This window comes from Actinomadura sp. NPDC049753 (assembly GCF_040674655.1).
GTDB lineage: Bacteria > Actinomycetota > Actinomycetes > Streptosporangiales > Streptosporangiaceae > Spirillospora > Spirillospora verrucosospora.
In genome coordinates this window covers 1-23,137 of sequence record NZ_JBFARL010000135.1, presented here as the reverse complement: position 1 = coordinate 23,137, position 23,137 = coordinate 1, and the positions used below count along the sequence as shown (strand labels likewise).

Sequence of the window (23,137 nt, the reverse complement as noted above, 5' to 3'; positions counted from 1 at the left end):
CGCCGTCGTCGTCGACGAGCACCGCGCCCTGCGCGCCGAGGCTGACCAGGACGGCGCGGGCCCCCCACGCCCGCAGCCGCCCGGCCGCCTCGACCGCGTCGGCCACGGTGTCGACCGGGCCGCCCGCGGCCTCCGCGAGCTCCTCCCGGTTCGGTTTGACCAGGTCGGGCGCGGCGGCGACGGCGGCGCGCAGCGCCGGGCCGCTGGTGTCGACCGCGACGCGGACGCCGCCCGCCGAGAACCGGCGGCACATCCGCGCGTAGGTGCCGTCCGGGACGCCGGGCGGCAGGCTGCCGCAGCCGACCACCCAGCTGGCGGAGCCGGCCGCGGCGGCCACCGCGGCGCCGACCTCGTCCAGTTCCCCGGGCGACAGCGGGCCGCCGGGCTCGTTCAGCTTGGTGACGACGCCGCCGGGCTCGACGATCGTGACGTTGGACCGGGTCCGCCCGCGGGCGCGGACGGCGTGCACGCGCAGGCCCTCGGTCTCCAGCAGCCGGCGCAGCTGGTCGCCGTCCGCGCCGCCCACCGCGACCACGGCGGCGGACGCGACGTCGTTGGCCAGCAGTGCCCGGGACACGTTGACGCCCTTGCCGCCCGGGTCCAGCCGCGCGGACCGGGCCCTGATGACCGTGCCGCGGGTCAGCACGTCCACCTCGATCGTGCGGTCGAGGCTCGGGTTGAGCGTCACCGTCACGATCATGCGCCGACCGATCCCGGCTCCATGTGGCTTCCCTTCTGTTTGTGTTTGTTTCTCTTGTTTTAGATCCGTTTTTCGTCCGGGTCAAGAGGGGACGGGCCGCCGTGGTCGTCCCGTCCGGCGGCGGGAAGGATGATCTGTGGCGGGATGCGCGAGGCGGGAGGGGTGCCGTGAGCCGGAGCGGGACGGGCTGATGGCCTGGTCGGTCTGCTTTAGCCTGCTCGCGGCGTTCCTGTTCGCCGCGGCGGCGGCCCTGCAGTACCGGGCCGCGCGGCGCGCCGTGCACGGCGTCTCGGACGCCTCCGCCGCCCACGGGCTGCTCCGCCGGCTGGTCCGCGACCCGGTGTGGCTGACCGGGTGGGGGGTCAACCTCGGCGGGTTCGGCGCCCAGGCCGTCGCGCTGCACTTCGGCTCGACGGCCGTCGTCCAGCCGCTGCTGGTCACCCAGCTCGTCTTCACGATCGCCCTCGGCACGATCGGCACGGGACGCCGGCCCGCGCGGCTCGACCTGTTCGGCGGCATCGCCGTCACCGCGGGCCTCGCCGTGCTGTTCACGGTTCCGGGCGCGATCCCGCCCCAGGGCGAGCCGTCCCGGCCGCGGATCCTGCTCGCCGGGCTCATCGCCGCGCCGGTCATCGTCGCCCTGTCGCGGGCGGCATGGCTGCGCAAGGGGCCGGTGCGGGCCGCGCTGCTCGGCGTCTGCGCCGGCCTGTGCTTCGCGGCGACCGCCGTGCTGATCAAACTCACCACCGCCGACCTGGTCGACCGCGGGGTCGCGGCCACCGCGGTGGACTGGCCCGGCTACGCGCTGGCCGGCAGCACGCTGCTCGGCCTGGTCATCGAGCAGCGGGCGTTCGCGGCCGGATCGCTGCCCGCCGCCATGACCGCGATGACGATGACGAACCCCATCGCGTCCTACCTCGTGGCCGCCTTCGCCTTCCAGACGCTGCCGCCCCGGACGGCCGCGGCGTTCACGGCCCTGTCGTTCAGCGTGCTCCTGCTCACCGGGGGAGTCGCGCTGCTGTCGCGGTCGGCGCACGCGTCCCGCGAGGGCGATACGGTGCCCGAAGCCTCCTGAAAGGACCGCCTTTGATCACCCGACGCGCCCTCGTCCTCGGCGGGCTCGGCGGCATCGGCGCCGCCGCGGCCACGGGCGGCACCGGCTACGCGCTGGTGGAGAACGGGGCCCTCCCCGGCAAGGTCCGGCTGGACCGCGCGCTCGGCAGGTGCGGGGACGTGCCGGCGCCGCCCCCCGCGTCCGTCCGGGCCGAGACGATGACCTGGCGTTCCGCGCGCCGCCGCACGGCCGTCACCGCGACCGTCGTCCCGCCCGCCGCGAACCGGTCGCTGCGCGGCCTGCCCGTGGTCGTCGCCCTGCACGGCACCGGCGAGAACGGCGCCTCCCTCGTGCGGAACCTGGCCCTGGACCACTACCTTCCCGACGCCGTCGCCAACGGCGGCGTCCCCCCGTTCACCCTGGTGAGCGTGGACGGCGGCCCCGACACCTACTGGCATCCGCGCGCCTCCGGCGACGACCCCCTCGGCATGATCGTGGACGAGCTGCTGCCGCGGCTGCGGGACCGCGGCGCCCGCACCGACCGCGTGGGGGCCATCGGCTGGTCGATGGGCGGCTACGGCGCCCTCGTGCTGGCCCGCCGCCTCGGCCGCGCCCGCACGGCCGCCGTGGTCGCCTCGTCCCCGGCCCTGTTCGCCTCCTACGAGGACGCGGTCGCCACGAACCGCCGCTCGTTCGACGGCGCGGCGGACTACGACCGCAACGACGTCTTCGGCGCGCTGGAGGAGCTGAAGGGCGTCCCGCTGCGCGTCGACTGCGGGACCAGCGACCCGTTCGCCGACCGGGTGCGCGAGTTCCGCGACCGGGTCCGCCCCGAGGGCGGGCTGGAGGGCGGATGCCACGACGCGGCCTTCTGGCGGCGGCAGCTCCGCCGCGAACTGGCGTTTCTCGGGCACCGTCTGGGCCCCCGCTGACCGCCGGGAGACGTCGAGGGGGACCGGGCATGATGTCGTCATGAGCGACACCCCGGCCCGCACCGAGATCGGTGACCGGGCGGCCTATGCCGCCGCCGTCCAGACCGCAGTCGCCGCCTCCGCCGCCTACTACGGCGAAGGCGACTCGCCGCTCGACGACGACGCCTTCGACCGGCTGGTGCGCGGCATCGCCGCCTACGAGGCCGAGCATCCGGACGAGGTGCTGCCCGAGTCCCCGACGGGCAAGGTCGCCGGGGGAGCGGTGGTCGGCGACGTCCCGCACACCGTCCCGATGCTGAGCCTGGACAACGTGTTCTCCGAAGAGGGCCTGCGGACGTGGGCGGCGCGCCTGGCCCGCAGGCTCGGCCGCGAGGTCGCGGCGTGGAGCGTCGAGCCGAAGCTGGACGGCATGGCGATCTCGGCCCGGTACCGGGGCGGCCGGCTCGTCCGCCTGGTGACACGGGGCGACGGCTCCGCGGGGGACGACGTCTCCCACTGCACCGGCATGATCCTCGGCCTGCCGGGGCGCCTCGCCCGGCCGCTCACCGTCGAGCTGCGCGGCGAGGTGCTGATGACGCGGGCCCAGTTCGAGGCCGCCAACGCCGCCCGCACCGCCGCCGTGGGAACGACGTTCGCGAACCCGCGCAGCGCCGCCGCCGGAACCCTGCGCACCAGGGACCACCCCTACGAGGTGGAGATGACCTTCTTCGCCTACGGCGCGCTGCCGGCGGACGGCACCGACGGCGAGACGGCCGCGCGCCTGCGCGACCTTCCGCACAGCCAGGTCATGGAGCTGGTCGCCGGCCTCGGCGCGAACACCACGGCCGCGACGTCCGCCCCGGGGATCACCGCGACGTCGATCGAGCGGGTGCTGGAGCGGGTCGAGGAGATCGCCGCGCTGCGCGCCGAGCTCGACTTCGGCATCGACGGCATCGTGATCAAGGCGGACGCGGCGGCCGACCAGGCCGACGCCGGCCTGTCCACGCGCGCCCCGCGCTGGGCGATCGCCTACAAGCTGCCCGCGGTCGAGAAGATCACCCGGCTGCTGGACGTGGAGTGGAACGTCGGCCGCACCGGGGTCATCGCGCCCCGCGCCGTCCTGGAGCCCGTCGAGGTGGACGGCTCCACCGTCACCTACGCGACCCTGCACAACGCCGCCGACATCGAGCGGCGCGGACTGATGATCGGCGATCACGTCACCGTCTACAAGGCGGGCGACGTCATCCCGCGCGTGGAGGCCCCCGTCGTCCACCTGCGCACCGGGCGGGAGCGGCCCGTCGAGATCCCCGCGGCCTGCCCGCGCTGCGGCGACGGGATCGACGCCTCCCAGCAGCGCTGGCGGTGCGTGCGGGGCCGCGCCTGCCACGCCGTCGTGTCCGTCCGCTACGCGGTGGCCCGCGACCAGTTCGACATCGAGGGCCTCGGCGAGGGCCGCATCGACCAGCTCATCCGCGAGGGGCTGATCACCGACTTCGCCGACCTGTTCACCCTCACCTACGACCAGGTCATCGCCCTGGAGCGGATGGGCGAGACCAGCACCACCGCCCTTCTCGCCGCGATCGAGGGCGCCAAGGCCAAGCCGCTGAGCAAGGTGTTCTGCGCGCTCGGCGTGCGCGGCACCGGCCGGTCGATGTCGCGCCGCATCGCCCGCCACTTCGGCACGATGGACGCGATCCGCGCCGCGGACGCCGAGGCGCTCCAGGAGGTCGAGGGCGTCGGGCCGGAGCGCGCCGCGGTCCTGGTGGCCGAGATCGCCGAGCTGGCCCCGCTGATCGACAAGCTCGCCGCCGCCGGGGTCACCATGACCGAGCCGGGCGCCGCGGGCCCCGCCGGGCGGGCCGGCGGGGCCGGCGCCCCGGACCTGCCCCTGGCAGGGATGTCGGTCGTCGTCACCGGAGCGATGTCCGGGCCGCTCGACGGTCTGTCGCGCGACCAGGTGAACGAGCTGGTCGAGCGCGCCGGAGGCACGGCGTCCTCGTCGGTGTCGGGCCGCACGTCCCTGGTGGTCGCGGGGGAGAAGGCCGGGTCGAAGAGGGCCAGGGCCGAGGGGCTCGGCATCGAGATCGTCACGCCGGAGGAGTTCGCCGCCCGCGTCGCCGCGTTCCTGTGAGCCGCGGCTACGCCGTCGGCTCGACCCGGCCCGTCCGGTCGGCGCGGCCCGTCCGCACCAGCCAGCTCAGCATCAGCATGAGGTCGAGCCGGCCGTCCGGCTCGGTGAAGCGGCCGCCGGTCAGCTCGGTGATGCGCCGCAGCCGGTACCGGACGGTCTGCTCGTGGATGTGCAGCCGCTCCGCGGCGGTCACCGCGTTGTCGCCGCACTGCAGGTAGGTCAGCAGGGTCTCGGCGAGCGGCTGCCGGCGCGGCGGAGGCAGCTCCAGCAGCGGCCCGAGGGCGGCTTCGGCGGTCGCGCCGACCAGTTCTTCCGCCGCGAGCGTGGCCAGGGACGCGATGTGGTCCACGCACCGGACGGGGCCCTCGTCCGGCAGCAGCCCTCGTTCCGCCAGGGTCAGGGCTTGCCTGGCCCAGCGCAGCGAGAGCGCGCCCTGCCCGATCGGGACGGTCGGGCCGAGCGCCGAGGTGCCGAGCCTGCGCAGCGCCGGCCACAGCCGGTCCTGGCCGGGGCCCTCCGGGTCGGGCACCACGAGGAAGGGGACGGGCGCCTCCCAGTCGGCCAGCACCGCGGGCGGCAGGATCCGGGCGCCGGCCGGCGCCCCCGCCGGCAGCGCCACGAGCGCGATGCTCTTCGGCAGCTCCCAGCGGGCCGCGACCGCCAGCTCGGCGATCGTCTCGTGCGCGGGCGGGGGCTCGGCGACCAGCAGGTCGCGGAGCCGGTCGCGGCGGCGCTCCCGCTCGGTCGCCAGCTGGCCCTGCGCGCGGGCGTAGCCCTGCGCGGCGGCGTCCGCGGCCCGCGCCAGCAGCATGAACAGCGAGTCCGTGAGCCGGCCGAGCGTCTCGCGCGACCAGCCGAGCCGGTAGGCGTCCTTGATGAACCTGCGGCAGGCGACCTGGCTGCTCACCCGCATCGCGTTCTGCAGCGCGGCCAGGCTCCTGCCCTGCCGCGCCTCCTCCTCGCCGAGCCGCATGTACAGCTCGGTGATCTTGCGTGCGTCCGCGGTCGGATGGTCGACGGAGTCCACGAAGAACGCGACGGTGTCGCTGACCGTCCGCTCCACCTTCCGGGCGTACTCGCCGCCGTCGGCGCCCGCGTACTCGGGGACCTGGTCGCGGATCTCCCGCTCCATCTCGTCCACGGCGGCCTGGAGATGCTGCCGCAGCACGTCGGGCAGCTCGGCGGGCATCGGCCCTTCGGTCATCCGTTGTCCGATCGGCGGGGTGGGCTCGGGCGAATCACCCTAGGCAAGAAAGCGAACGCTGTCATCACCCGCCGGAGGGGACGGTCAGGGGTGGGCGGGCTGCGGTGCGGAGGCGGCGGCGGGCGCCGCGGGGGAGCGCCGCCGCGCCGTCAGGCGGCGGCCGAGGTTCTGTGCGGGCCGCTCGACGTAGCGGTGCGCCAGCGCCGCCGAGGTGAGGACGGTCGCCAGCAGCACCACGCCCCAGATCGCCCGGACCGGCGCCGACAGCCCCCAGGTGTCGCGTCCGGCGGCGTGCCAGACCGCCTGGATGACCAGCGGGTGCAGCAGGTAGACCGAGTAGCTGACCAGCCCCAGCCACACGAGCACGCGCGGCATCGAGCGGTTCCGCAGGGCGAGCCCGGCGAGGAACGTCAGCCACGCGGCGCCCACGGCGATGGACCAGTCCAGGCCGAGGGGGTTCGGGTTGGCGTGCAGCGCCCAGCTGGTCGGTGTGCGCATGCCCGCCGCCAGCGTCAGGGCCGGGACGATCGCCACCATCGCCGCGGCGGGCCCGAGCCGGAGCCGCCCGTCCTGGATGCCGCGGATCGCGGTCCCGGCGAACATGGTGGCGATGATGCACAGGCTCTCGATGGCGCCGATGCGGCTGTTCAGCACGAGCAGGACGAGGGCCAGCGCGGCCACCACCGCGACGCCCGCCCGCCGCAGCCCGCGGTGCCGGCTGACCATGGCGGCCAGGCCGCCGGCGAGCAGCAGCGCGGCGGCGAGGACCGTCCCGCCGGGCCACCGGGAGGCCAGCAGCCCGGACGGCAGCGCGACCCCGAGGATGGCCGCGCCCACGCCGAAGCCGAGGGCGACCCGGGCGCTGGCGCGGTGCACGCCGGCGACGAACATCGCCGTCACGAGCAGGTAGAAGACCATCTCGTAGGAGAGCGTCCAGAAGACGTTGACGACGTTCGGGACTCCCAGGAGGTCCTGCAGCATCGTCAGGTGCGCCAGCGCGGACGCCCAGGGCCGGTCGCCGATCGGCGCGGGCAGGCCGTAGGAGAGGCCGGCCGCGCCGAGCAGCAGCGCCAGCGCCACCGACACGCCCCACGCCGGGTACAGCCGGAAGAGCCGTCCGGCCCAGAACTGCCGGACGCTGCCGCGCCGCTCCAGGGAGAACGGCACCACGTAGCCGCTGACGAGGAAGAACACGAAGACCCCGTACCGGCCGAAGTCGAACCACGGGCCGGTCGCCCGGCGGACCTCGGGCAGCAGCACGTCCAGGGAGTGCTCGAACACCACCACCAGGGCGGCGAGGCCGCGCAGCGCGTCCAGCCAGCCCATGCGCGGTGCCTTCGCGGGGGGAGCGCCGATCGTCGTGTCAGGCGGAGTCAGGGTGTTCGTCGGCATCCGGGCCACGATAGGGGCCGAACCGTTACCGTTTCTAACGGGCAAATGAGATTTCTCTTAATCGGGGCATCTCTCGGCTGACGGAGCGTCACGGGGCGCGGACGCCGGAGGGGCGGCGAGAGCAGGGCGAGCGCGGCGAACCGGAGGACGTCGCCGGGCCGGGCTTATCGGGGAAATGTGATCAACACCACATCGGCGTCAGCGGACGCCGACGGCGCCGTACATGACCGGTTCGTCGCGGGGGCCGGCGGGTCCCTCGGCGGTGAGCGGCGTCACCCCGGGGGGCAGCGGGCGGAACGGCCCGAGCAGCCGCGCGATCTCGGCGCCGCCGCGCGGACGCACCGGGACCGAGGTCGCCTCGCCGTAGATCCGCGCGGCCTCCGCGACGGCGCCGGGGGCGAAGTCGGCGGTGGCGTGCGAGAGGACCAGCGCGCTGCCGGGCGCCGTGGACGCCGCGAGGTCGGCGACGAGGTCGCCGGCGCCGTCCACGAAGTGCAGGACGCAGGAGAACACCAGCGCGACCGGTTCGGCCGGGTCGATCAGCCGCCGCACCTCGGGACTGCCCATGACGGCGGCCGGGTCGCGGATGTCGGCCCGCAGCGCCGCGACGTTGCCGCCGTCGATGAGCAGCGCGCGGGCGTGGGCGATGACGAGCGGGTCGTGGTCGACGTAGACGACGCGGGCGCCGCCGGCGCGGCCCGCGGCCATCTGGTGCAGGTTGTCGGACCTCGGCAGGCCGCAGCCGAGGTCGACGAACTGCCGCACGCCGCGGCCGGCGAGCTGCGCGACGGAGCCGGCGAGGAAGCGGCGGGCGGCGCGGGCGGCCGCCGCGGCCTGCGGCAGGACCCGCAGGATCCGCTGGGCGAGGTCGCGGTCGGACGCGTAGTTGTCCTTGCCGCCGAGGAGGTAGTCCTGGACGCGCGCCGGACCCGGCCTGTGCAGGGCGAGAGGGGTGTTCTCCGGCGCCTTCGTGCCGGCCATGGGCATGGTGCTTCACCTGTCGCCTTCACCAGAGGGGATCGGTGCAATGGCTCGCTTACGACGGTAGGCGGCCGCGGCGGGCCCGGAGGCGGGCGCGGCCGGGGGACCGTCCGAAACCCGCCGGACACGTGGCCGCATGGGGTCAGCGGGGTTTGGGGCGTCATCGTCCGGTGCTGCGGCGAAGGGTCGGCGCGCGGGCGCGTCCGCGCACGGGCACCGGCGTGCGACTGGCCTTTTCCGGCCATGACAAGCACTTAACCGAAGATGCCGAATCGCGGTGGAGGACGGTCCGGAGTCACCGTTCGGGGGCGCGCCACATGAGCCAGACCGGCGGGCACCCCTTGCCCGGCAGCGGCAGTTCGCGCGTCACCCGGAAGCCGAATCGCTCGTAGTAGGGCACGTTCCGCTCTTTCGAGGATTCCAGGTAGGCGGGCAGGCCCTCGGCGTCGCAGCGGTCGAGCCGCGACCGCAGCAGGGCAGCGCCCAGACCGTTGCCCTGCGCCGGGGGATCGGTGCCGAGCACCGCCAGGTACCAGTGCGGCTCGCGCGGGTGGTGCTTCTCGATCGCGCTGAGCGCGCGGAGGGTGGCGGGCGTCCTGGCGCCCAGGATGCGCAGCAGCGGCACGGCGTAGGCCGCCTGCAGACGCAGCGGCACGCTCCACAGACCGGGCGGGTCCCACAGGGCGGCGGCCTCCGCCCCGTCCCCGCGCCCGGTGGTCTCGGTCGCCCCGTGGGGGAGGTGCACCCGCCGCAGCAGGATGCCGAACAGCGCGGTCATCCGGCGCACGCGGGAGGCGTCGTCGGGCAGGAGCCAGCGCCAGACCGGGTCGTCGTCGAAGGCGCGCCCGAGGACGGCCGCGACCGGTGCGGCGTCGGCGCCGTCCGCCACGCGGACGAGGGGGGACGGACGGGGCTCGGACGTCATGGCGCGGCCTCCTCGGGGGACGCGCCGATCCTCACCGTGGGCGCGGGCCCGCGTCAAGGAGGGGTCATCTGCCGCAGCGGCGTTCGGAGCGCGACTTCACCAGCTCCTCCAGGACGAGCGAGGCGCCGATCCCGACCAGCCAGGTGTCCTTCGCGAGCGGGATCCCCTGCGGAGAGGGGCGCAGCCCGCCCTCCTGGCGCATGCCGGGCAGCCGCAGGTACAGGCCGGTCAACCCGGCCGAGAACGCGGTGAGCGCCGCGCCCGCGACGAGCGAGGGGACCAGCGGAACCAGCAGCGCGGTGCCGAGGGCGACCTCCGCCCTTCCGAGCGTGCGGGTGAAGTCCCGCGGGTCCTGCGACCCCAGGAACGGGTAGGCGGTCTTCGCCGTCCCGTGGATCTCGTCGGCCGCCGCGTCCAGCCCCTGGAGCTTCGACAGGCCCGAGTTCAGGACGAACGCGCCGACGGCCAGCCGGACGGGCATCTGGTGAGCGCGAGCAAGAAGACGCATCGTGTCCCCAAAGCGATCGGAAGACGGGCGAAGTGCATCATTCCCGCCGATTCGCCGCTGCAACTGATCCCCGGGTCAAGTCTCGGCCTTCCGGCGCGGGGCGGGGCGCCGAGGGCGGGATACCGCGCGTGGAGCAGGCGCCCGGCGGGCGATTGCCCCGGGCGTGGCAGGACGGAAGCCTCCGCACGGCCGACGACGCCTCCCGTGCCGCCGGCGCACGATCGGACCGTCGTCGAGAGAACCGGGAGCGCTCAGATGTCGACCGTCCAGTCGCGGCCGGCGGCCGCCGGGCAGTGGTGGCGGCCCGGACCGCCGGTCCGCAAGACCCTCACCGTCGTGCACGTCGTCGCCTCCGTCGCGCTGCTGGGGGAGGTGTGGGGCCTCGTGCTGCTCAACCTCACCGCCACGCTGACCGCGGACGCCGCGCTCGCGAACTCCGCCTACCGCCTGATGAGCGTGCTGGTGTTCGGCGGAGGCGTCCCGCTCAGCCTCACCGCCCTGGCCACCGGCGTCGCGCTCGCCACCGGCAGTCCGTGGGGCCTGGCGCGGCACTACTGGGTGCTCGCCAAGCTGGTGCTGCTGATCCTGGTGATCCTCGCCGGGATGCTGCTGTTCACGCCCGAGGCGATGGCGGACGCGACCGCCGGCGGGGCGGCTCCGGCGGCCGGGCGGCAGTGGGAGCAGGTGGCGGTGGTCTCCTGCCAGCTGGCGATGCTGCTCACCGCCACCGCCCTCTCGGTGTTCAAGCCCCGCGGCCCCGTCGGGCGGCGGCGCGTCCGGTCATGAGCCGGGCCGGCCGTCCGGCAGGCGCTCGGCGACGGCCCGCAGCGCCTCCACGCACGCCCGGACCGCCGGCAGGTCCGACCCGGCCCGCCACGCCGCGTAGATCTTGCGGTGCACGGCGGGCCTGGTCGCGACGACGCGGACCCCGCGCGGGATCGGGTCGCGGCCGAGCCGGGGGATGAGCGCGGCGGCGAGGTCGGCCGCCACGAAGGCCAGCTGGGTGGGGTAGTCGGCGACGTTGCAGGCTATGTCGGGCTCCACGTTGTGCTCGCGGAGCGTCTGCACTAGCTGCTGGTCGCAGCTGCCGCCCGCCGTCCACGAGGCCCAGCGCATCCCGCGCAGCTCGCTCAGGGCCACCGCGCGGCGCCGGGCCAGCGGGTGCCCGGCCGGCAGCGCCAGATCGATGACGTCGGACGACAGCAGGACGTTGGCCACCGACGCGGGGAACGGCGTGACCAGGGTGTCCCAGCTCTCGACGACCGCGACGTCGATGTCGCCGCGCGTGAGCGCGGGCAGGATCTCGTCGGTGTTCGCCTCCAGCAGGGTGGGGACGAGGCCGGGATGCCGCTCGCGCAGGGCGGTGAGCGCGGCGGGCAGCACCGAGCGCGCCGCGGTCACGAACGCCCCGAGCCGCAGCGGCCCGACGGCGGCCTCGCGGAGCCCGTCGAGCTCGGCCGCGGCGGCCGCCAGCTGGGCCATCACCCGCTCGGCGTGCCCGGCCAGGACGTGCCCGGCCCGGGTGAGCCGGACGCCCCGGCCCCGCGGTTCGAGTAGGGCGTGGCCCGTCTCGCGCTCCAGCTTGGAGAGCTGCTGGGACACCCCCGAGGGCGTCACGTGCAGGGCCTCGGCGGCGGCCGCTATCGAACCGTGCACGGCCACCGCGTGCAGGGCGCGCAGACGTTCCACATTCAGCGTCACGGTAGTGATACTACCTGTTTTTGCTTAGAAACATTCGCTTGTGCTAATCAGTTGCCGAACGGCAGCGTGGGGCGCATGCGACGGATCGACCCGCGGCTGCTCCTGATCGCCGGTGCCGCGTTCATCTCGGCGTCGGCGATCCTTTTCCGGCTGTCCGGCGTCTCGCCCGGGACGGCGGCGTTCTTCCGGTGCGCGCTCGCGCTGCCGGTGCTGGCGGCCCTGGCCCGCTGGGAGCGGCGCAGGACGGGGCCGCGGCGCCGCGCCGGGCTCGACGTCCTCGCGGGGCTGGTGCTCGGCGCCGACTTCGTGCTGTGGGGCGCGTCGATCGACGGCGTCGGGGCGGGCATCGCGACCGTGCTGGTGAACGTCCAGGTCGTCGTGGTCCCGCTGCTGGCGTTCGCGGTGTTCGGAGAGCGGCCCTCACGGGCCTTCGCGCCGGCCGTGCCGGTGCTGACGGCCGGCGTCGCGCTGGCCGGCGGCATCGCGGGGCACGGCGCGGACGGGACCGGCCCGGTGCTCGGGTCGCTGTTCGGCGCGGGCGCCGGGCTCGCCTACGGCGGCTACCTCTTCCTCACCCGCGTCGCCGGTCGCGGCCAGGAGCACCGGGCGCAGCCGGTGCTGCTGTCGACGCTGGGCGCGGGGGCGGCCTCCGCCGCGATCGGCGGCCCATGGCAGGGCATCGACCTCGCGCCGGGATGGCCCGCCCTCGGCTGGCTCGCCGCGCTGTCGATGACGGGGCAGGTGTGCGGCTGGGTGCTGATCGGCGCGGCGCTGCCCCGGCTGGGCGCCGACGTCGCCGGGGCCCTCCTGCTGCTCCAGCCGGTGCTGGCGGTCGTCCTCGGCGCGCTGGTCCTCGGCGAGCGGCCCGGTCCGGCGCAGCTCGCCGGCTGCGGCCTTGTCGTCACCGCGCTCTGGCCGGCCGGCAGGGGTAGCGTTCCTCCGCGTGACGACACCGGAGTGGGCTCCCGAGCGGGAGGTGACGCCCGAACTGGCGAGCGCGCTGATCGGGCGGAGGTTCCCTGAGCTCCGCGGCGCGCCGGTGGAGCCCCTCGCCACGGGCTGGGACAACACCGTCCTCCTCGTCGGCGGCGACTGGGTGTTCCGCTTCCCGCGCCGGCGGATGGCCCTGGCCGGGGTCGAGCGCGAGACCGCCGTGCTGCCCGTCCTCGCGCCTCGCCTGCCGCTGCCGGTGCCCGTGCCGCGCTTCCTCGGGGAACCGTCGGACGACTTCCCCTGGCCGTTCTGGGGCGCGAGGCGCATCCCGGGGCGCGAGCTCGCCGACGTGCGGCCGCCGGACGAGGACCGGGTCGCCCTCGCCGCCGAGACCGGTGCCTTCCTGCGGGCCCTGCACGACCCGGCCCTGGCCCGGGAGGCGGGGGAGGGCCTGCCGGTCGACCCGATGGGACGCGCCGACCCAGCCGGGCGCGCGGCGCGGACCCGCGGCCGCCTCGACGCGATCGCCGCCCGAGGGGTGTGGAGGCGGGATCCGGCCGTCGAGGAGTTCCTGGACGCGGCCGAGGGCTGGGACCCGCCGGGCGGCGACCCGGTGGTCGTCCACGGGGACCTGCACGTCCGGCACCTCCTGCTCACCCCGGGAGGCCGTGCGGCGGGAGTGATCGACTGGGGGGACGTCTGCCTCGGCGCGCCCGCCGTGGACCTGTCGCTGGCCTACGCGGGTTTCGCCGGCGCCGCGCGGGAGGCGCTCCTCGCGGAGTACGGGCCGGTGCCGCGGGAGCAGGAGGCCGCCGCCCGCACCCTGGCGCTGAACCTCACGGCGACGCTGGCCGAGTACGCGGCGTCCACCGGGCGGGACGCGCTGCTCGCCGAGACGCTCGCGGGGATCGGCCGGGCGCTCAGCTGAGGCCGGGGCTCAGGGTGCGCATGTAGACGCGGATCGTGGTGCCCTCCGGTCCGGTGTGCACGCGGACCAGGTCGGCGAGGTGGTTGACCATGAGGATGCCGCGGCCGCCGTTCGGGCTCATGTCCGCCGGGCGGCGGCCGGCGAGCGGGTCGCTGATCGTCCCGGCGTCGCTGACCTCGCAGACCACGTGCTCCTCCTCCGCCCAGAGGCGCGCCGTGCCCGTGCCGCCGCCGTGCAGGCAGGAGTTGGCGGCGAGCTCGTTCACGGCGAGCTCCAGGTCGCCGACCGCGCCGGCGCCGAGGCCGAACTTCGCCCCGTAGTGGCAGGCGAACTCGCGGACGAGGGGGAGCGCGTCGATGTCGAAGCTCATCGTGACCGCCCCGGCGCCCTCGGCCGGCTCGGGCAGCGGCAGGTTGTAGTCGCCGATGACGCGGTACGGCGCGTAGTCGGCGCTCGGGTGCGTCCCGGACCGGTCGGTCACGACCGGATGGGTGGCGCGGGCGTCGGCGAGCACCACCGGGTCCAGCCGGGCCGCGTCGTAGGGGCAGAGGATGGTCGCCTCGCGCCCCGCGAAAGCCAGGTTGATCAGGGCCTCGTGCTGCGCGCAGGCCGGGTACTCGGTCGCCGAGCGGCCGGGCCAGATCGGCTCGCCGATGATCCGCACCCGGCCTGCGGCGTGCCGGTCGGCGAAGTGCCGCAGCACTCCCGGGATGATGCGGCCGGGATTGCGGCCCGCCTTCCCCATGTCGATCCAGCTCACCCGGTCGGCGGCCGCGCCCAGGGCGTCGCGGAGCTGCGCCATGCGGACGGCGGGCACCGCCACGGCCACCGGCTCTCCCGAGTCGAGCCCGGCGCGGATGAACGGCACGGTGCCGGCGAGGTATTCCTCGTCGCCGCGGTAGAAGAGCGCGGGGTGGATGAACGCGTCCTCGCGTGCCACGCCCGTTCCGCCGGGGCTGAGGCTCATCGTTCGGTCGCTCCGTCCGGTGCCGCTGTCTCGTGCATTCGATCGAGAATACGCGCAGGAGGGAAGCCGTACGAGCAGGACCATGCGGACATCCCCCGAGGTCAGCCGATCTGATGTTCCGATCCAGCGGTACCCGCGAAGGGCCCTCCGAAAACAGACAATATCCGGACCAATGGCGACCGAGGCCCCCGGCCGTCCGCCCGCCGCCTTATGACCGGGGGGTCATTGACCGGGCAGCATGACCGCGTCGACGACGTCGGTCAGCCGCCCGCGCCTGCGGTGGGCGCCGCGCTGCAGCTCCGCGCCCGTCCCGCCGGTCACCAGGCGCCGTACCCCGCGGGCGACGGCGTCGAGGTCGCCGGTGCCGAGCAGCGCGGGCCGCACGTGCGCGAGCAGGTCCCCGGCCTGCTCGCCGAAGGTCGCGGGGCGGCCCGTGCGCACGTCCAGGCCCCGCCCGGCCGGACCGTGCCGCGCCGCCAGCCAGTAGGCGGCGCGCAGCGTCTCCGGGGGCGGGTCGGGCGCCCGCTCGCCGGCGTCCACCAGGTCGGACGACACCTGCACCAGCGCCCGGACCAGCGCGGCGAACACCGCCGCCTCCCCGGCCGTCGGGGCGACGTCCGCGAGCCGGACCTCGATCGTGGGCAGCCGCGCCGACGGCCGGACGTCCCAGAAGATCGTCCCCGAGTCCATCAGGGCCCCGCATTCGAGCAGCGCCCCGACGAGGTCGTCGTAGTGGCCCGCGGACGCGAAGTAGGGCGGAGGCCCCGCCACCGGCCACCTGGCCCAGGCGAGCGCCCGCCAGCAGGCGTGGCCGGTGTCGCGTCCCGCCCAGTACGGCGAGTTCGCCGCCAGCGCCAGCAGCGTCGGCAGCCAGGGGCGCAGATGGTTGCTGACCCGGACGGCGCGCTCGCGGTCCGGCATCTCCACGTGGACGTGGCACGAGCAGATGCTCTGCTCGTCGTCCAGGCCGCGGTAGAAGGCGAGGCTCTCGGCGTAGCGGGCGCCGCGGGTGATCGGGGCGGGCACGAGCTCCCCCAGCACGGGCGTCCCGGTCGCGGCGAGGCGGACGCCCTCGGCCGCAGCGGCGGCGGCCATCACCGCCCGCATCGAGCGGATCTGCTCGCCGAGCTTGTCCAGGTCGTCGCACGGCGAGGTCTTGGCCTCGGCGAGGTAGGCGACGAGTTCGGTGGAGGCGCGCTCGCCCAGCGCCGCGCCCGCCCGGCGCACCACCGCGGCGGCACGGGGGACGAGTTCCCGGGAGACGGGATCGACGACGAAGTACTCTTCCTCGATTCCGAAACGCAGGGCCATCCCACCACCTCTGGCTCGGGCCTTCGAAGCTACGTCGCCGCCGCGCCGCGCGCACCTGCCGGACGGCCCGAATGGGTAGTAAGGGATCTTCTTGACCCTCTTTTGACCCGCCGCTCAGCGGGCACCGTCCGGGGGAGACGCAGCGGAAGGGAAGAGGTGAGATCCGGTGCCTGGCTCGACTCCGATCGGCGTGCTCGTCATCCTGGTGGCCGTCGCCGTGTTCGTCCTGGCGGGGCTGTTCTACCTCGGCGACAAGCGCGAAGGCCCGCCCAACGGCTCGGATCGCGGCCGCTGAGACGGGCCCTCGGCGCGTGCCGCGCGCGGACCTCCGCCCGCCCTCAGGGGCCGGGGTCCACGAAGTACATCGACAGCGCGATGAGGTGCGTGACGACGACCACGCCGATGCCGAAGAAGAACAGCATCTTGGCGGGGCCGTGCGGGAAGACGGTCCCCGGCTTGAGCGGCCCGCGCTCGCGCTGCCGCGCGGCGATCCGCTCCTCGATCGGGGGCCGGCCGAACACCGCTACGCCCGGGGCTCGTCGACGACGACGTCGGTCATGATGTCGACGGCCAGTGCGACGACGCCGCCGATCGCGACGAGCGCGGCGCCCACCCCGAACACGACCCAGTCGGGGCCCAGGGTGACGCCCACGCCGCCGATGGCGAAACCGATGAAGATGATGGCCACGGCGACCCAGGACTTGGGGCGCCCGGCGTGGCTGCCAGTCGACATGCGTTCGTCTTCCCTTGCATGGTTCGGGGGCTGGGGTCTACGACGCCGAACTCTAGCAACGCCCCTAGCCACGGGGCCTTCGGGGGTGCCTGAAGATCAGCCGTGGCCGGGGAAGGGCCGCCGCCGGGACGGACGGATCAGACGAACGCCCCCAGACCGGTCGCCGCACGGCCGACGATCAGAGTGTTGATCTCCCGGGTGCCCTCGTAGGAGTAGAGCGCCTCGGCGTCGGCGACGAACCGGCCGATGCCGTAGTCCAGGACGATCCCGTTGCCCGCCATCAGCTCGCGCGCCCAGCCGACCGCCTCGCGCATGCGGGTGGTGCAGTAGGCCTTGGCGAGCGCGGAGTGCTCGTCGCGGTACAGGCCCTCGTCCTGGAGCTGGGCGAGCCGCACCACCATGCCGAGCGAGGCGGTGGCGTTGCCGAGCATCCCGACCAGGAGGTCCTGGACGAGCTGGAACTTGGCGATCGGCCGCCCGAACTGCTTCCGCCCCACCGCGTAGTCGCGGGCGATCTCGTACGCGGCGAGCATCACCCCGACGGCCTGCCAGGCGACGCCGCTGCGGGTCTGGCGCAGGATCGCGGCGGTGTCCCGGAAGCCGTTCGCCCCGGCCAGCCGGTCGGACTCGGGGACCCGGCAGTCCTCCAGGAGGATGTCGGCGTTCTGCACGGTCCGCAGAGCGATCTTGTTCTCGATCCGGGTCGCGGTGAACCCTGGAGTGCCCTTCGCTACGACGAACCCCTTCACCTGGTCGTCGGCCTCGTCCCTGGCCCACACGACGGTGTGGTCGGCGAACGTGGCGTTGCCGATCCAGCGCTTGGCGCCGTTCAGCACCCAGTGGTCGCCGTCGCGCCGCGCGGTGGTCCGCAGGCCCAGCGCGACGTCCGACCCGCCGTCCGGCTCGGTGAGCGCGAACGCTCCGATCTTCTCCATCCGCCCCATCGCGGGCAGCCACCGCTCGCGCTGCTCCGGGGAGCCGCACCGCCCGATGCTGCCCATCGCGAGCCCGGCGTGCACCCCGAAGAACGTCGCCATGGACGGGTCCACCCGGGCCATGTCCATCGCGAGGAACCCGGTGAGCAGGCTGCTCGGCCTGTCGCCCGGGCACTCGTCGTAGGCCAGGCCCGCGATGCCGAGCTCCCCGTACTGCGGGATCAGGTCGAACGGGAACTCCGCCCGCGCCCAGCAGTCGTTCGCGATCGGCGCGACCTTCGCCTCGAGGAAGCCGCGCACCCTCCCGAGGATCTCCTTCTCCCGTCCGTCGAGGAGTTCCTGCATGTGGTAGAGGTCGCCGGGGAGTGTCTCCAGGGTCATGACCACCCCTCTTCCCGGACGGCGCACCGCTAACCAGGGCCCGTGCCGCGCGCCGCGTACTGGTCAGCGGGACCCGGTTCCGAGCCGGATTCGGCCGCTCACCTACCATCCAGGACATGACGGTGCCGCCTGAAGAACTCGAACTGGCCGCCGCCTTCCCCGCGGCCGACCGCGACCGGTGGCGGGAGATGGTGAAGGGGGTGCTGCGCAAGTCCGGCGCGGCGAGCGAGGACACCCCCCTCGACGAGATCGAGGGCCTGCTGACACGCGACTCCTACGACGGGGTGCCGATCGCCGCGCTCTACACGCGCGAAGACGCGCCGCCGGGACGTCCCGGGCTGGCCCCCTACGTGCGCGAGGTGCGCCCCGACGGCGAGGGCATCGCCGGATGGGACGTCCGGCAGCGGCACGCCCACCCCGACCCCGCCGTCACCCGCGAGGCGATCCTCGCCGACCTGGAGAACGGCGCCACCTCCGTCTGGCTGCGGCTCGGCGAGGGCGGTCTGCCGGTGGCCGCGCTGCCCGAGGCGCTGCGCGGCGTCCTGCTCGACCTGGCCCCGGTGGTGCTGGACGCGGGAGCGTCGGCGGGCGAGGCCGCGCAGGCGTTCCTGGCCCTGGTCGCCGAGCGCGGGAACGCGGCCGAGGCGTCCGGCAACCTCGGCGCCGACCCGCTCGGCCACGCGGCGCGCACCGGCACGCCCGGGTCGCTGGACGAGGCCGCCGGGCTCGCCGTCCGCTGCGTCCGCGAGTTCCCCCGGCTGCGCGCGGTCGTCGCCGACGGGACCCCGTACCACGACGCGGGCGGCGGCGACGCCGAGGAACTGGGCGCCGCCGTCGCCGCCGGCGTCGCGTACCTGCGCGCCCTGACCGGCGCCGGGCTGAGCGTGGACGAGGCGTTCGGGCAGATCGAGTTCCGCCTCGCCGTCAACGCCGACCAGTTCTCCTCGATCGCCAAGCTCCGCGCCGCGCGCCGCCTGTGGACGCGGGTGGCGGAGGTCAGCGGCGCCGCGGAGGGCACCGCCGCGCGCGTCCACGCGGTCACCTCCTCGGCGATGATGACGCGGCGCGACCCGTGGGTGAACATGCTGCGCACCACCATCGCGACGTTCGCCGCCGGGGTCGGCGGCGCGGACGCGGTCACCGTCCAGCCGTTCGACGCCCGCCTCGGCCTGCCCGACGGCTTCGCCCGCCGCATCGCCCGCAACACCCAGACGCTGCTGCTGGAGGAGTCGAGCCTCGCCCGCGTCGTCGACCCGGCGGGCGGCTCCTGGTACGCCGAGAGCCTCACCGAGGGCCTCGCCCAGGCGGCCTGGGCCTGGTTCACCGAGATCGAGAAGGCCGGGGGCCTGGCCGCCGCCCTCGACTCGGGCCTCGTCGCCCGCCGCCTCGCCGCCACCTGGGAGCGGCGCCGCGAGGACATCGCCCGCCGCAAGGCGCCGATCACCGGCGTCAGCGAGTTCCCCGACCTCGCCGAGACGCCGCCCCGGCGCGACCCTGCGCCGCGGGCGCCCGGCGGCGGCCTCCCGGTCGTCGCGTACGCGCAGGACTTCGAGGCCCTTCGCGACCGCTCCGACGCGCACGCGGAGGCCACCGGCGCCCGTCCGAAGGTCTTCCTCGCGACGCTCGGACCGATCGCCGTCCACACGGCGCGCGCGTCGTTCGCCGCCAACCTGTTCCAGGCGGGCGGGATCGAGACGGTCACCGGCGCCCCCGAGGAGTTCGGGGCGTCCGGCGCCGCGGTCGCCTGCATCTGCTCCAGCGACGCCCTCTACGAGGAGAAGGCCGCGGAGGCGGCCCGCGTCCTGCGCGACGCGGGTGCCGTGAAGGTCTGGCTGGCGGGTAAGGGAACCTACGAGGGGGTCGACGCCCGCGTGCACGCGGGATGCGACGCGGTCGAGGTGCTGGAGACCACCCTCCACGATCTGGGAGTGAACGAATGATCCCCGACTTCACCGAGGTCGACCTCGGGACGGCGCCCCCCGCCGACGAGGCCGCCAAGCGGTGGCGCGCCGCGGTCGCCGACGCCACCGGAGCCGACCCCGAGGCCCAGACCTGGGACACTCCGGAGGGCATCGGCGTCAAGCCCCTCTACACCGGCGACGACCTGGCCGGGCTCGACTTCCTCGGCACCTATCCGGGCATCGCGCCGTTCCTGCGCGGCCCCTACCCGGCGATGTACGCGACCCAGCCGTGGACGATCCGGCAGTACGCCGGCTTCTCCACCGCCGAGGAGTCCAACGCCTTCTACCGCCGCAACCTCGCGGCCGGGCAGAAGGGCCTGTCGGTGGCCTTCGACCTGGCCACGCACCGCGGCTACGACTCCGACCACCCCCGCGTGGCCGGCGACGTCGGCATGGCCGGGGTGGCGATCGACTCCATCTACGACATGCGGCAGCTCTTCGACGGCATCCCGCTGGACCGGATGAGCGTGTCGATGACCATGAACGGCGCCGTCCTGCCCGTCCTCGCGCTCTACATCGCCGCCGCGCAGGAGCAGGGGGTGGAGCCGGAGGCGCTCGCGGGGACCATCCAGAACGACATCCTCAAGGAGTTCATGGTCCGCAACACCTACATCTACCCCCCGCAGCCGTCCATGCGGATCATCTCCGACATCTTCGAGTACACCTCGCGTCGGATGCCGAAGTACAACTCCATCTCGATCTCCGGCTACCACATCCAGGAGGCCGGGGCCACCGCCGACCTGGAGCTCGCCTACACGCTCGCCGACGGCGTCGAGTACATCCGCGCCGGGCGCGAGGCGGGCCTCGACATCGACGCGTTCGCGCCGCGCCTGTCGTTCTTCTGGGCGATCGGGATGAACTTCTTCATGGAGGTCGCCAAGCTGCGCGCGGCGCGGCTGCTGTGGGCGCGGCTGGTGAAGACGTTCGAGCCGCGCAACCCCAAGTCGCTGTCGCTGCGGACGCACTCGCAGACGTCCGGGTGGTCGCTGACCGCGCAGGACGTGTTCAACAACGTCGCCCGCACCTGCATCGAGGCCATGGCCGCCACGCAGGGCCACACCCAGTCCCTGCACACCAACGCGCTGGACGAGGCCCTCGCGCTGCCGACCGACTTCTCGGCCCGCATCGCCCGCAACACCCAGCTCGTCCTGCAGCAGGAGTCCGGGACCACCCGGACCATCGACCCCTGGGGCGGCAGCGCCTACGTGGAGCGCCTCACCTACGACCTCGCCCGCCGCGCCTGGGGGCACATCACCGAGGTCGAGCAGGCCGGCGGCATGGCCAAGGCGATCGACGAGGGGCTGCCCAAGCTGCGCATCGAGGAGGCCGCCGCCCGCACGCAGGCCCGCATCGACTCGGGGCGGCAGCCCGTCATCGGCGTCAACAAGTACCGGCCCGACGTCGAGCAGGAGATCGAGGTCCTGAAGGTCGACAACGCCTCCGTGCGCGCGCAGCAGATCGACAAGCTGCGCCGGCTGCGCGAGGAGCGCGACGGGACCGCGGCGCGGGCCGCGCTGGAGGCGCTCACCCGCGCCGCCGAGGCCGCCGAGGACGGCACCCGCCCGCGGGGCCTGGAGCACAACCTGCTCGCGCTCGCCATCGACGCCGCCCGGGCCAAGGCGACCGTCGGCGAGATCTCCGACGCCCTGGAGCGGGCCTACGGGCGGCACGCGGCGCAGATCCGTACGATCTCCGGTGTGTACCGGGAGGAGGCGGGCCAGGTGACGGGCATCGAGAAGGCGCGGGCCGCGACCGCCGCGTTCGAGGAGGCCGAGGGCCGCCGCCCCCGCATCCTCGTGGCCAAGATGGGGCAGGACGGCCACGACCGCGGGCAGAAGGTGATCGCGACCGGGTTCGCCGACCTCGGCTTCGACGTCGACGTGGGCCCGCTGTTCCAGACCCCCGCCGAGGTGGCGCTGCAGGCCGTCGAGGCCGACGTGCACATCGTCGGCGTCAACTCGCTCGCCGCCGGACACCTGACGCTGGTCCCCGCGCTGCGCGAGGAGCTCGCCGCGCTGGGCCGCGACGACATCATGATCGTCGTCGGCGGCGTCATCCCGCCCGGCGACTTCGAGGAGCTGCGCGCGGCCGGCGCCTCGGCGATCTTCGGGCCCGGCACCGTCCTGGCGGACGCGGCGATCGGCCTGCTGGAGGAGCTCACCGCCGAGCTCGGGCACGGCGCGCCCGAGCGCGCCTGAGGGGCGGCGCGGGAGTGACGGGAGAAGGGGGCGCGCCGTGAGCGCGCCGGGCCTCGACGACTACGCGGCCGGGGTGCTGGACGGGTCGCGGGCGTGGATCGCGCGGGCGATCACGCTCGTGGAGTCGGCCCGCCCGGACCACCGGGAGCTGGCGCAGAAACTGCTGGTCGAGCTGACCCCGCACGCCGGGAGCGCCCGCCGCGTCGGGATCACCGGCGTGCCCGGGGTCGGCAAGTCCACGTTCATCGACGCGCTCGGCACCCGGCTGACGGGGGAGGGCGGGAAGGTCGCGGTCCTCGCCGTGGACCCGTCCTCCACCCGGACGGGCGGCAGCATCCTCGGCGACAAGACCCGCATGCACCGCCTCGCCACCGACCCGTCCGCGTTCATCCGCCCCTCGCCGACCGCCGGGACGCTCGGAGGCGTCGCGAAGGCCACCCGCGAGGCGATGGTGGTCATGGAGGCCGCCGGGTACGACGTCGTCCTGGTCGAGACGGTCGGCGTCGGGCAGTCCGAGACGGCCGTCGCCGAGATGGTCGACTCCTTCCTGTTCCTCACCCTCGCCCGCACCGGCGACCAGCTCCAGGGGATCAAGAAGGGCGTTCTGGAGCTGGCCGACGTCATCGCGGTGAACAAGGCCGACGGCGAGCACAGGAGAGAGGCCGAGCGCGCCGCCCGCGAACTGTCGGGCGCGCTGCGGCTGCTGCGCAGCGACGAGCGCGTCCGCGCCACCCCGGTCCTGACGTGCAGCGCCAAGGAGGGGACCGGGCTGGAGGAGGTGTGGGACGCCCTCGTCGAGCACCAGGACCGGCTCCGCGAGTCCGGCGAGCTTGAGGCCCGGCGGCGCCGCCAGCAGGTCGGCTGGACGTGGGCCCTGGTCCGCGACCGGCTACTGTCCGACCTGCGCGGGCACCCCGGCGTCCGGGAGGCCGCACCCGGCCTGGAGCGGGAGGTCGCGGAGGGGACGCTGACGCCCGCGCTTGCCGCCGAGCGCATCCTGGAGGCGTTCTCGCGGGACCGCTGAACGGGGTTCCCGTATGCCCGAAACCTTGGGTTGTCCCAGGTCCCGGTCACGGCGCGCGGGGATCAGGTACAAAAGTCGGATGGACGTCATCGCGCTCGATGATCCGACGGACGCGCAGATCCGGGAGTGGCACTCGGTGCTGGCCGCCGTCCACGCCGCCGAACCGGACGGCGAACCCGCGCCCGATCCGGAGCGCACGGCGCGGCTGCTGCTCGGCGCGGAGACCGCCGCGCGGCAGCGGCTGTGGGCGGCGGTCGCC

General features: G+C 74.9%; 22 protein-coding genes and 1 pseudogene. 11 read left to right on the top strand and 12 right to left on the bottom strand.

The features are described from left to right. Positions 1–700, bottom strand: a 700-nt coding sequence (locus AB0K37_RS28480) for a hexose kinase (RefSeq protein ID WP_363986174.1), incomplete at its 3' end; no start/stop codon positions are given. Between the two features lie 136 nt (positions 701–836). Between AB0K37_RS28480 and AB0K37_RS28475 the strand changes: the two genes are divergently transcribed. From AB0K37_RS28475 to ligA, 3 genes are read left to right on the top strand one after another with little or no spacing between them, the layout of a single operon-like run. Then, complete coding sequence (locus tag AB0K37_RS28475; RefSeq protein WP_363986173.1) at positions 837–1,775, top strand: DMT family transporter; 939 nt, start codon at positions 837–839, stop codon at positions 1,773–1,775. Between the two features lie 11 nt (positions 1,776–1,786). Then, positions 1,787–2,686: an alpha/beta hydrolase-fold protein gene (locus AB0K37_RS28470; RefSeq protein ID WP_363986171.1), complete on the top strand. Its 900-nt coding sequence runs from the start codon at positions 1,787–1,789 to the stop codon at positions 2,684–2,686. A gap of 40 nt (positions 2,687–2,726) precedes the next feature. Further along, positions 2,727–4,796 carry an NAD-dependent DNA ligase LigA gene (ligA, locus tag AB0K37_RS28465; protein ID WP_363986169.1) on the top strand — a complete coding sequence of 690 codons (2,070 nt, stop codon included), beginning with the start codon at positions 2,727–2,729 and terminating at the stop codon, positions 4,794–4,796. 7 nt (positions 4,797–4,803) lie between these two features. Here ligA and AB0K37_RS28460 read toward each other — a convergent pair whose 3' ends face one another. From AB0K37_RS28460 to AB0K37_RS28440, 5 genes are all read right to left on the bottom strand, one after another. Continuing rightward, positions 4,804–6,000, bottom strand: a complete 1,197-nt coding sequence (locus AB0K37_RS28460; protein WP_363986167.1) for a helix-turn-helix domain-containing protein — start codon at positions 5,998–6,000, stop codon at positions 4,804–4,806. 84 nt (positions 6,001–6,084) lie between these two features. Beyond that, entirely contained in the window at positions 6,085–7,392 is a 1,308-nt protein-coding gene (locus AB0K37_RS28455) for an acyltransferase (RefSeq protein ID WP_363986165.1), read from the bottom strand. 198 nt (positions 7,393–7,590) lie between these two features. After that, positions 7,591–8,373: an SAM-dependent methyltransferase gene (locus tag AB0K37_RS28450; protein WP_363986163.1), complete on the bottom strand. Its 783-nt coding sequence runs from the start codon at positions 8,371–8,373 to the stop codon at positions 7,591–7,593. A gap of 295 nt (positions 8,374–8,668) precedes the next feature. Continuing rightward, entirely contained in the window at positions 8,669–9,298 is a 630-nt protein-coding gene (locus AB0K37_RS28445) for a GNAT family N-acetyltransferase (RefSeq protein WP_363986161.1), read from the bottom strand. Between the two features lie 64 nt (positions 9,299–9,362). Further along, positions 9,363–9,806, bottom strand: a complete 444-nt coding sequence (locus AB0K37_RS28440; RefSeq protein WP_363986159.1) for a hypothetical protein — start codon at positions 9,804–9,806, stop codon at positions 9,363–9,365. A gap of 255 nt (positions 9,807–10,061) precedes the next feature. Between AB0K37_RS28440 and AB0K37_RS28435 the strand changes: the two genes are divergently transcribed. Then, on the top strand, positions 10,062–10,592 hold the full coding sequence (locus AB0K37_RS28435; protein WP_363986157.1) for a DUF2269 family protein: 531 nt from the start codon (positions 10,062–10,064) through the stop codon (positions 10,590–10,592). Here AB0K37_RS28435 and AB0K37_RS28430 read toward each other — a convergent pair. Continuing rightward, the gene (locus AB0K37_RS28430) at positions 10,587–11,507 is read right to left on the bottom strand and encodes a LysR family transcriptional regulator (RefSeq protein ID WP_363986155.1); all 921 of its coding nucleotides are present in this window, start codon (positions 11,505–11,507) and stop codon (positions 10,587–10,589) included. The two genes, AB0K37_RS28435 and AB0K37_RS28430, sit on opposite strands and share 6 nt — an antisense overlap. A gap of 75 nt (positions 11,508–11,582) precedes the next feature. On the opposite strand from AB0K37_RS28430, the gene AB0K37_RS28425 reads away from it, so the two are divergent. Beyond that, the gene (locus AB0K37_RS28425) at positions 11,583–12,530 is read left to right on the top strand and encodes a DMT family transporter (RefSeq protein ID WP_363986153.1); all 948 of its coding nucleotides are present in this window, start codon (positions 11,583–11,585) and stop codon (positions 12,528–12,530) included. Next, a complete protein-coding gene (locus AB0K37_RS28420; RefSeq protein ID WP_363986151.1) occupies positions 12,451–13,368 on the top strand; it encodes a phosphotransferase in 918 nt (305 codons plus the stop codon). The genes AB0K37_RS28425 and AB0K37_RS28420 overlap by 80 nt, the downstream gene beginning before the upstream one ends. Here the strand turns inward: AB0K37_RS28420 and AB0K37_RS28415 are convergent. Both AB0K37_RS28415 and AB0K37_RS28410 read right to left on the bottom strand, forming a co-directional pair. Continuing rightward, positions 13,361–14,335, bottom strand: coding sequence for an anti-sigma factor RsbA family regulatory protein (locus tag AB0K37_RS28415; RefSeq protein ID WP_363986149.1), 975 nt, complete (start codon positions 14,333–14,335; stop codon positions 13,361–13,363). The genes AB0K37_RS28420 and AB0K37_RS28415 overlap by 8 nt on opposite strands. Before the next feature lie 222 nt (positions 14,336–14,557). Continuing rightward, positions 14,558–15,646, bottom strand: coding sequence for a glutamate--cysteine ligase (locus tag AB0K37_RS28410; protein WP_363986147.1), 1,089 nt, complete (start codon positions 15,644–15,646; stop codon positions 14,558–14,560). Positions 15,647–15,812: 166 nt separating this feature from the next. On the opposite strand from AB0K37_RS28410, the gene AB0K37_RS28405 reads away from it, so the two are divergent. Then, complete coding sequence (locus AB0K37_RS28405; protein WP_363986146.1) at positions 15,813–15,941, top strand: hypothetical protein; 129 nt, start codon at positions 15,813–15,815, stop codon at positions 15,939–15,941. A 43-nt stretch (positions 15,942–15,984) separates the two neighbouring features. Here the strand turns inward: AB0K37_RS28405 and AB0K37_RS28400 are convergent, their stop codons facing one another. The 3 genes from AB0K37_RS28400 to AB0K37_RS28390 all read right to left on the bottom strand — a co-directional run bounded on the left by AB0K37_RS28400 (position 15,985) and on the right by AB0K37_RS28390 (position 17,695). Then, complete coding sequence (locus AB0K37_RS28400) at positions 15,985–16,167, bottom strand: hypothetical protein (protein ID WP_021600299.1); 183 nt, start codon at positions 16,165–16,167, stop codon at positions 15,985–15,987. 2 nt (positions 16,168–16,169) lie between these two features. Continuing rightward, complete coding sequence (locus tag AB0K37_RS28395; protein ID WP_363986144.1) at positions 16,170–16,379, bottom strand: HGxxPAAW family protein; 210 nt, start codon at positions 16,377–16,379, stop codon at positions 16,170–16,172. A 137-nt stretch (positions 16,380–16,516) separates the two neighbouring features. Continuing rightward, a complete protein-coding gene (locus AB0K37_RS28390; RefSeq protein WP_363986142.1) occupies positions 16,517–17,695 on the bottom strand; it encodes an acyl-CoA dehydrogenase family protein in 1,179 nt (392 codons plus the stop codon). Between the two features lie 116 nt (positions 17,696–17,811). On the opposite strand from AB0K37_RS28390, the gene AB0K37_RS28385 reads away from it, so the two are divergent. The 4 genes and pseudogenes from AB0K37_RS28385 to AB0K37_RS28370 all read left to right on the top strand — a co-directional run. Continuing rightward, complete coding sequence (locus AB0K37_RS28385) at positions 17,812–19,635, top strand: methylmalonyl-CoA mutase subunit beta (protein WP_363986140.1); 1,824 nt, start codon at positions 17,812–17,814, stop codon at positions 19,633–19,635. Continuing rightward, entirely contained in the window at positions 19,632–21,854 is a 2,223-nt protein-coding gene (gene scpA, locus AB0K37_RS28380) for a methylmalonyl-CoA mutase (protein WP_363986138.1), read from the top strand. The genes AB0K37_RS28385 and scpA overlap by 4 nt, the downstream gene beginning before the upstream one ends. Positions 21,855–21,891: 37 nt before the next feature. Continuing rightward, positions 21,892–22,878: a methylmalonyl Co-A mutase-associated GTPase MeaB gene (gene meaB / locus AB0K37_RS28375; RefSeq protein ID WP_363986137.1), complete on the top strand. Its 987-nt coding sequence runs from the start codon at positions 21,892–21,894 to the stop codon at positions 22,876–22,878. A gap of 79 nt (positions 22,879–22,957) precedes the next feature. Beyond that, positions 22,958–23,137: pseudogene (locus AB0K37_RS28370) on the top strand (GNAT family N-acetyltransferase); the annotation flags it as partial.

Coding starts and splice junctions, on each gene's coding strand:
- AB0K37_RS28385 (WP_363986140.1), top strand. CDS start 17,812: ATGACGGTGCCGCCTGAAGAACTCGAACTGGCCGCCGCCTTCCCCGCG.
- AB0K37_RS28390 (WP_363986142.1), bottom strand. CDS start 17,695: ATGACCCTGGAGACACTCCCCGGCGACCTCTACCACATGCAGGAACTC.
- AB0K37_RS28460 (WP_363986167.1), bottom strand. CDS start 6,000: ATGACCGAAGGGCCGATGCCCGCCGAGCTGCCCGACGTGCTGCGGCAG.
- AB0K37_RS28410 (WP_363986147.1), bottom strand. CDS start 15,646: ATGGCCCTGCGTTTCGGAATCGAGGAAGAGTACTTCGTCGTCGATCCC.
- AB0K37_RS28450 (WP_363986163.1), bottom strand. CDS start 8,373: ATGGCCGGCACGAAGGCGCCGGAGAACACCCCTCTCGCCCTGCACAGG.
- scpA (WP_363986138.1), top strand. CDS start 19,632: ATGATCCCCGACTTCACCGAGGTCGACCTCGGGACGGCGCCCCCCGCC.
- AB0K37_RS28445 (WP_363986161.1), bottom strand. CDS start 9,298: ATGACGTCCGAGCCCCGTCCGTCCCCCCTCGTCCGCGTGGCGGACGGC.
- AB0K37_RS28435 (WP_363986157.1), top strand. CDS start 10,062: ATGTCGACCGTCCAGTCGCGGCCGGCGGCCGCCGGGCAGTGGTGGCGG.
- ligA (WP_363986169.1), top strand. CDS start 2,727: ATGAGCGACACCCCGGCCCGCACCGAGATCGGTGACCGGGCGGCCTAT.
- AB0K37_RS28415 (WP_363986149.1), bottom strand. CDS start 14,335: ATGAGCCTCAGCCCCGGCGGAACGGGCGTGGCACGCGAGGACGCGTTC.
- AB0K37_RS28440 (WP_363986159.1), bottom strand. CDS start 9,806: ATGCGTCTTCTTGCTCGCGCTCACCAGATGCCCGTCCGGCTGGCCGTC.
- AB0K37_RS28455 (WP_363986165.1), bottom strand. CDS start 7,392: ATGCCGACGAACACCCTGACTCCGCCTGACACGACGATCGGCGCTCCC.
- AB0K37_RS28425 (WP_363986153.1), top strand. CDS start 11,583: ATGCGACGGATCGACCCGCGGCTGCTCCTGATCGCCGGTGCCGCGTTC.
- AB0K37_RS28395 (WP_363986144.1), bottom strand. CDS start 16,379: ATGTCGACTGGCAGCCACGCCGGGCGCCCCAAGTCCTGGGTCGCCGTG.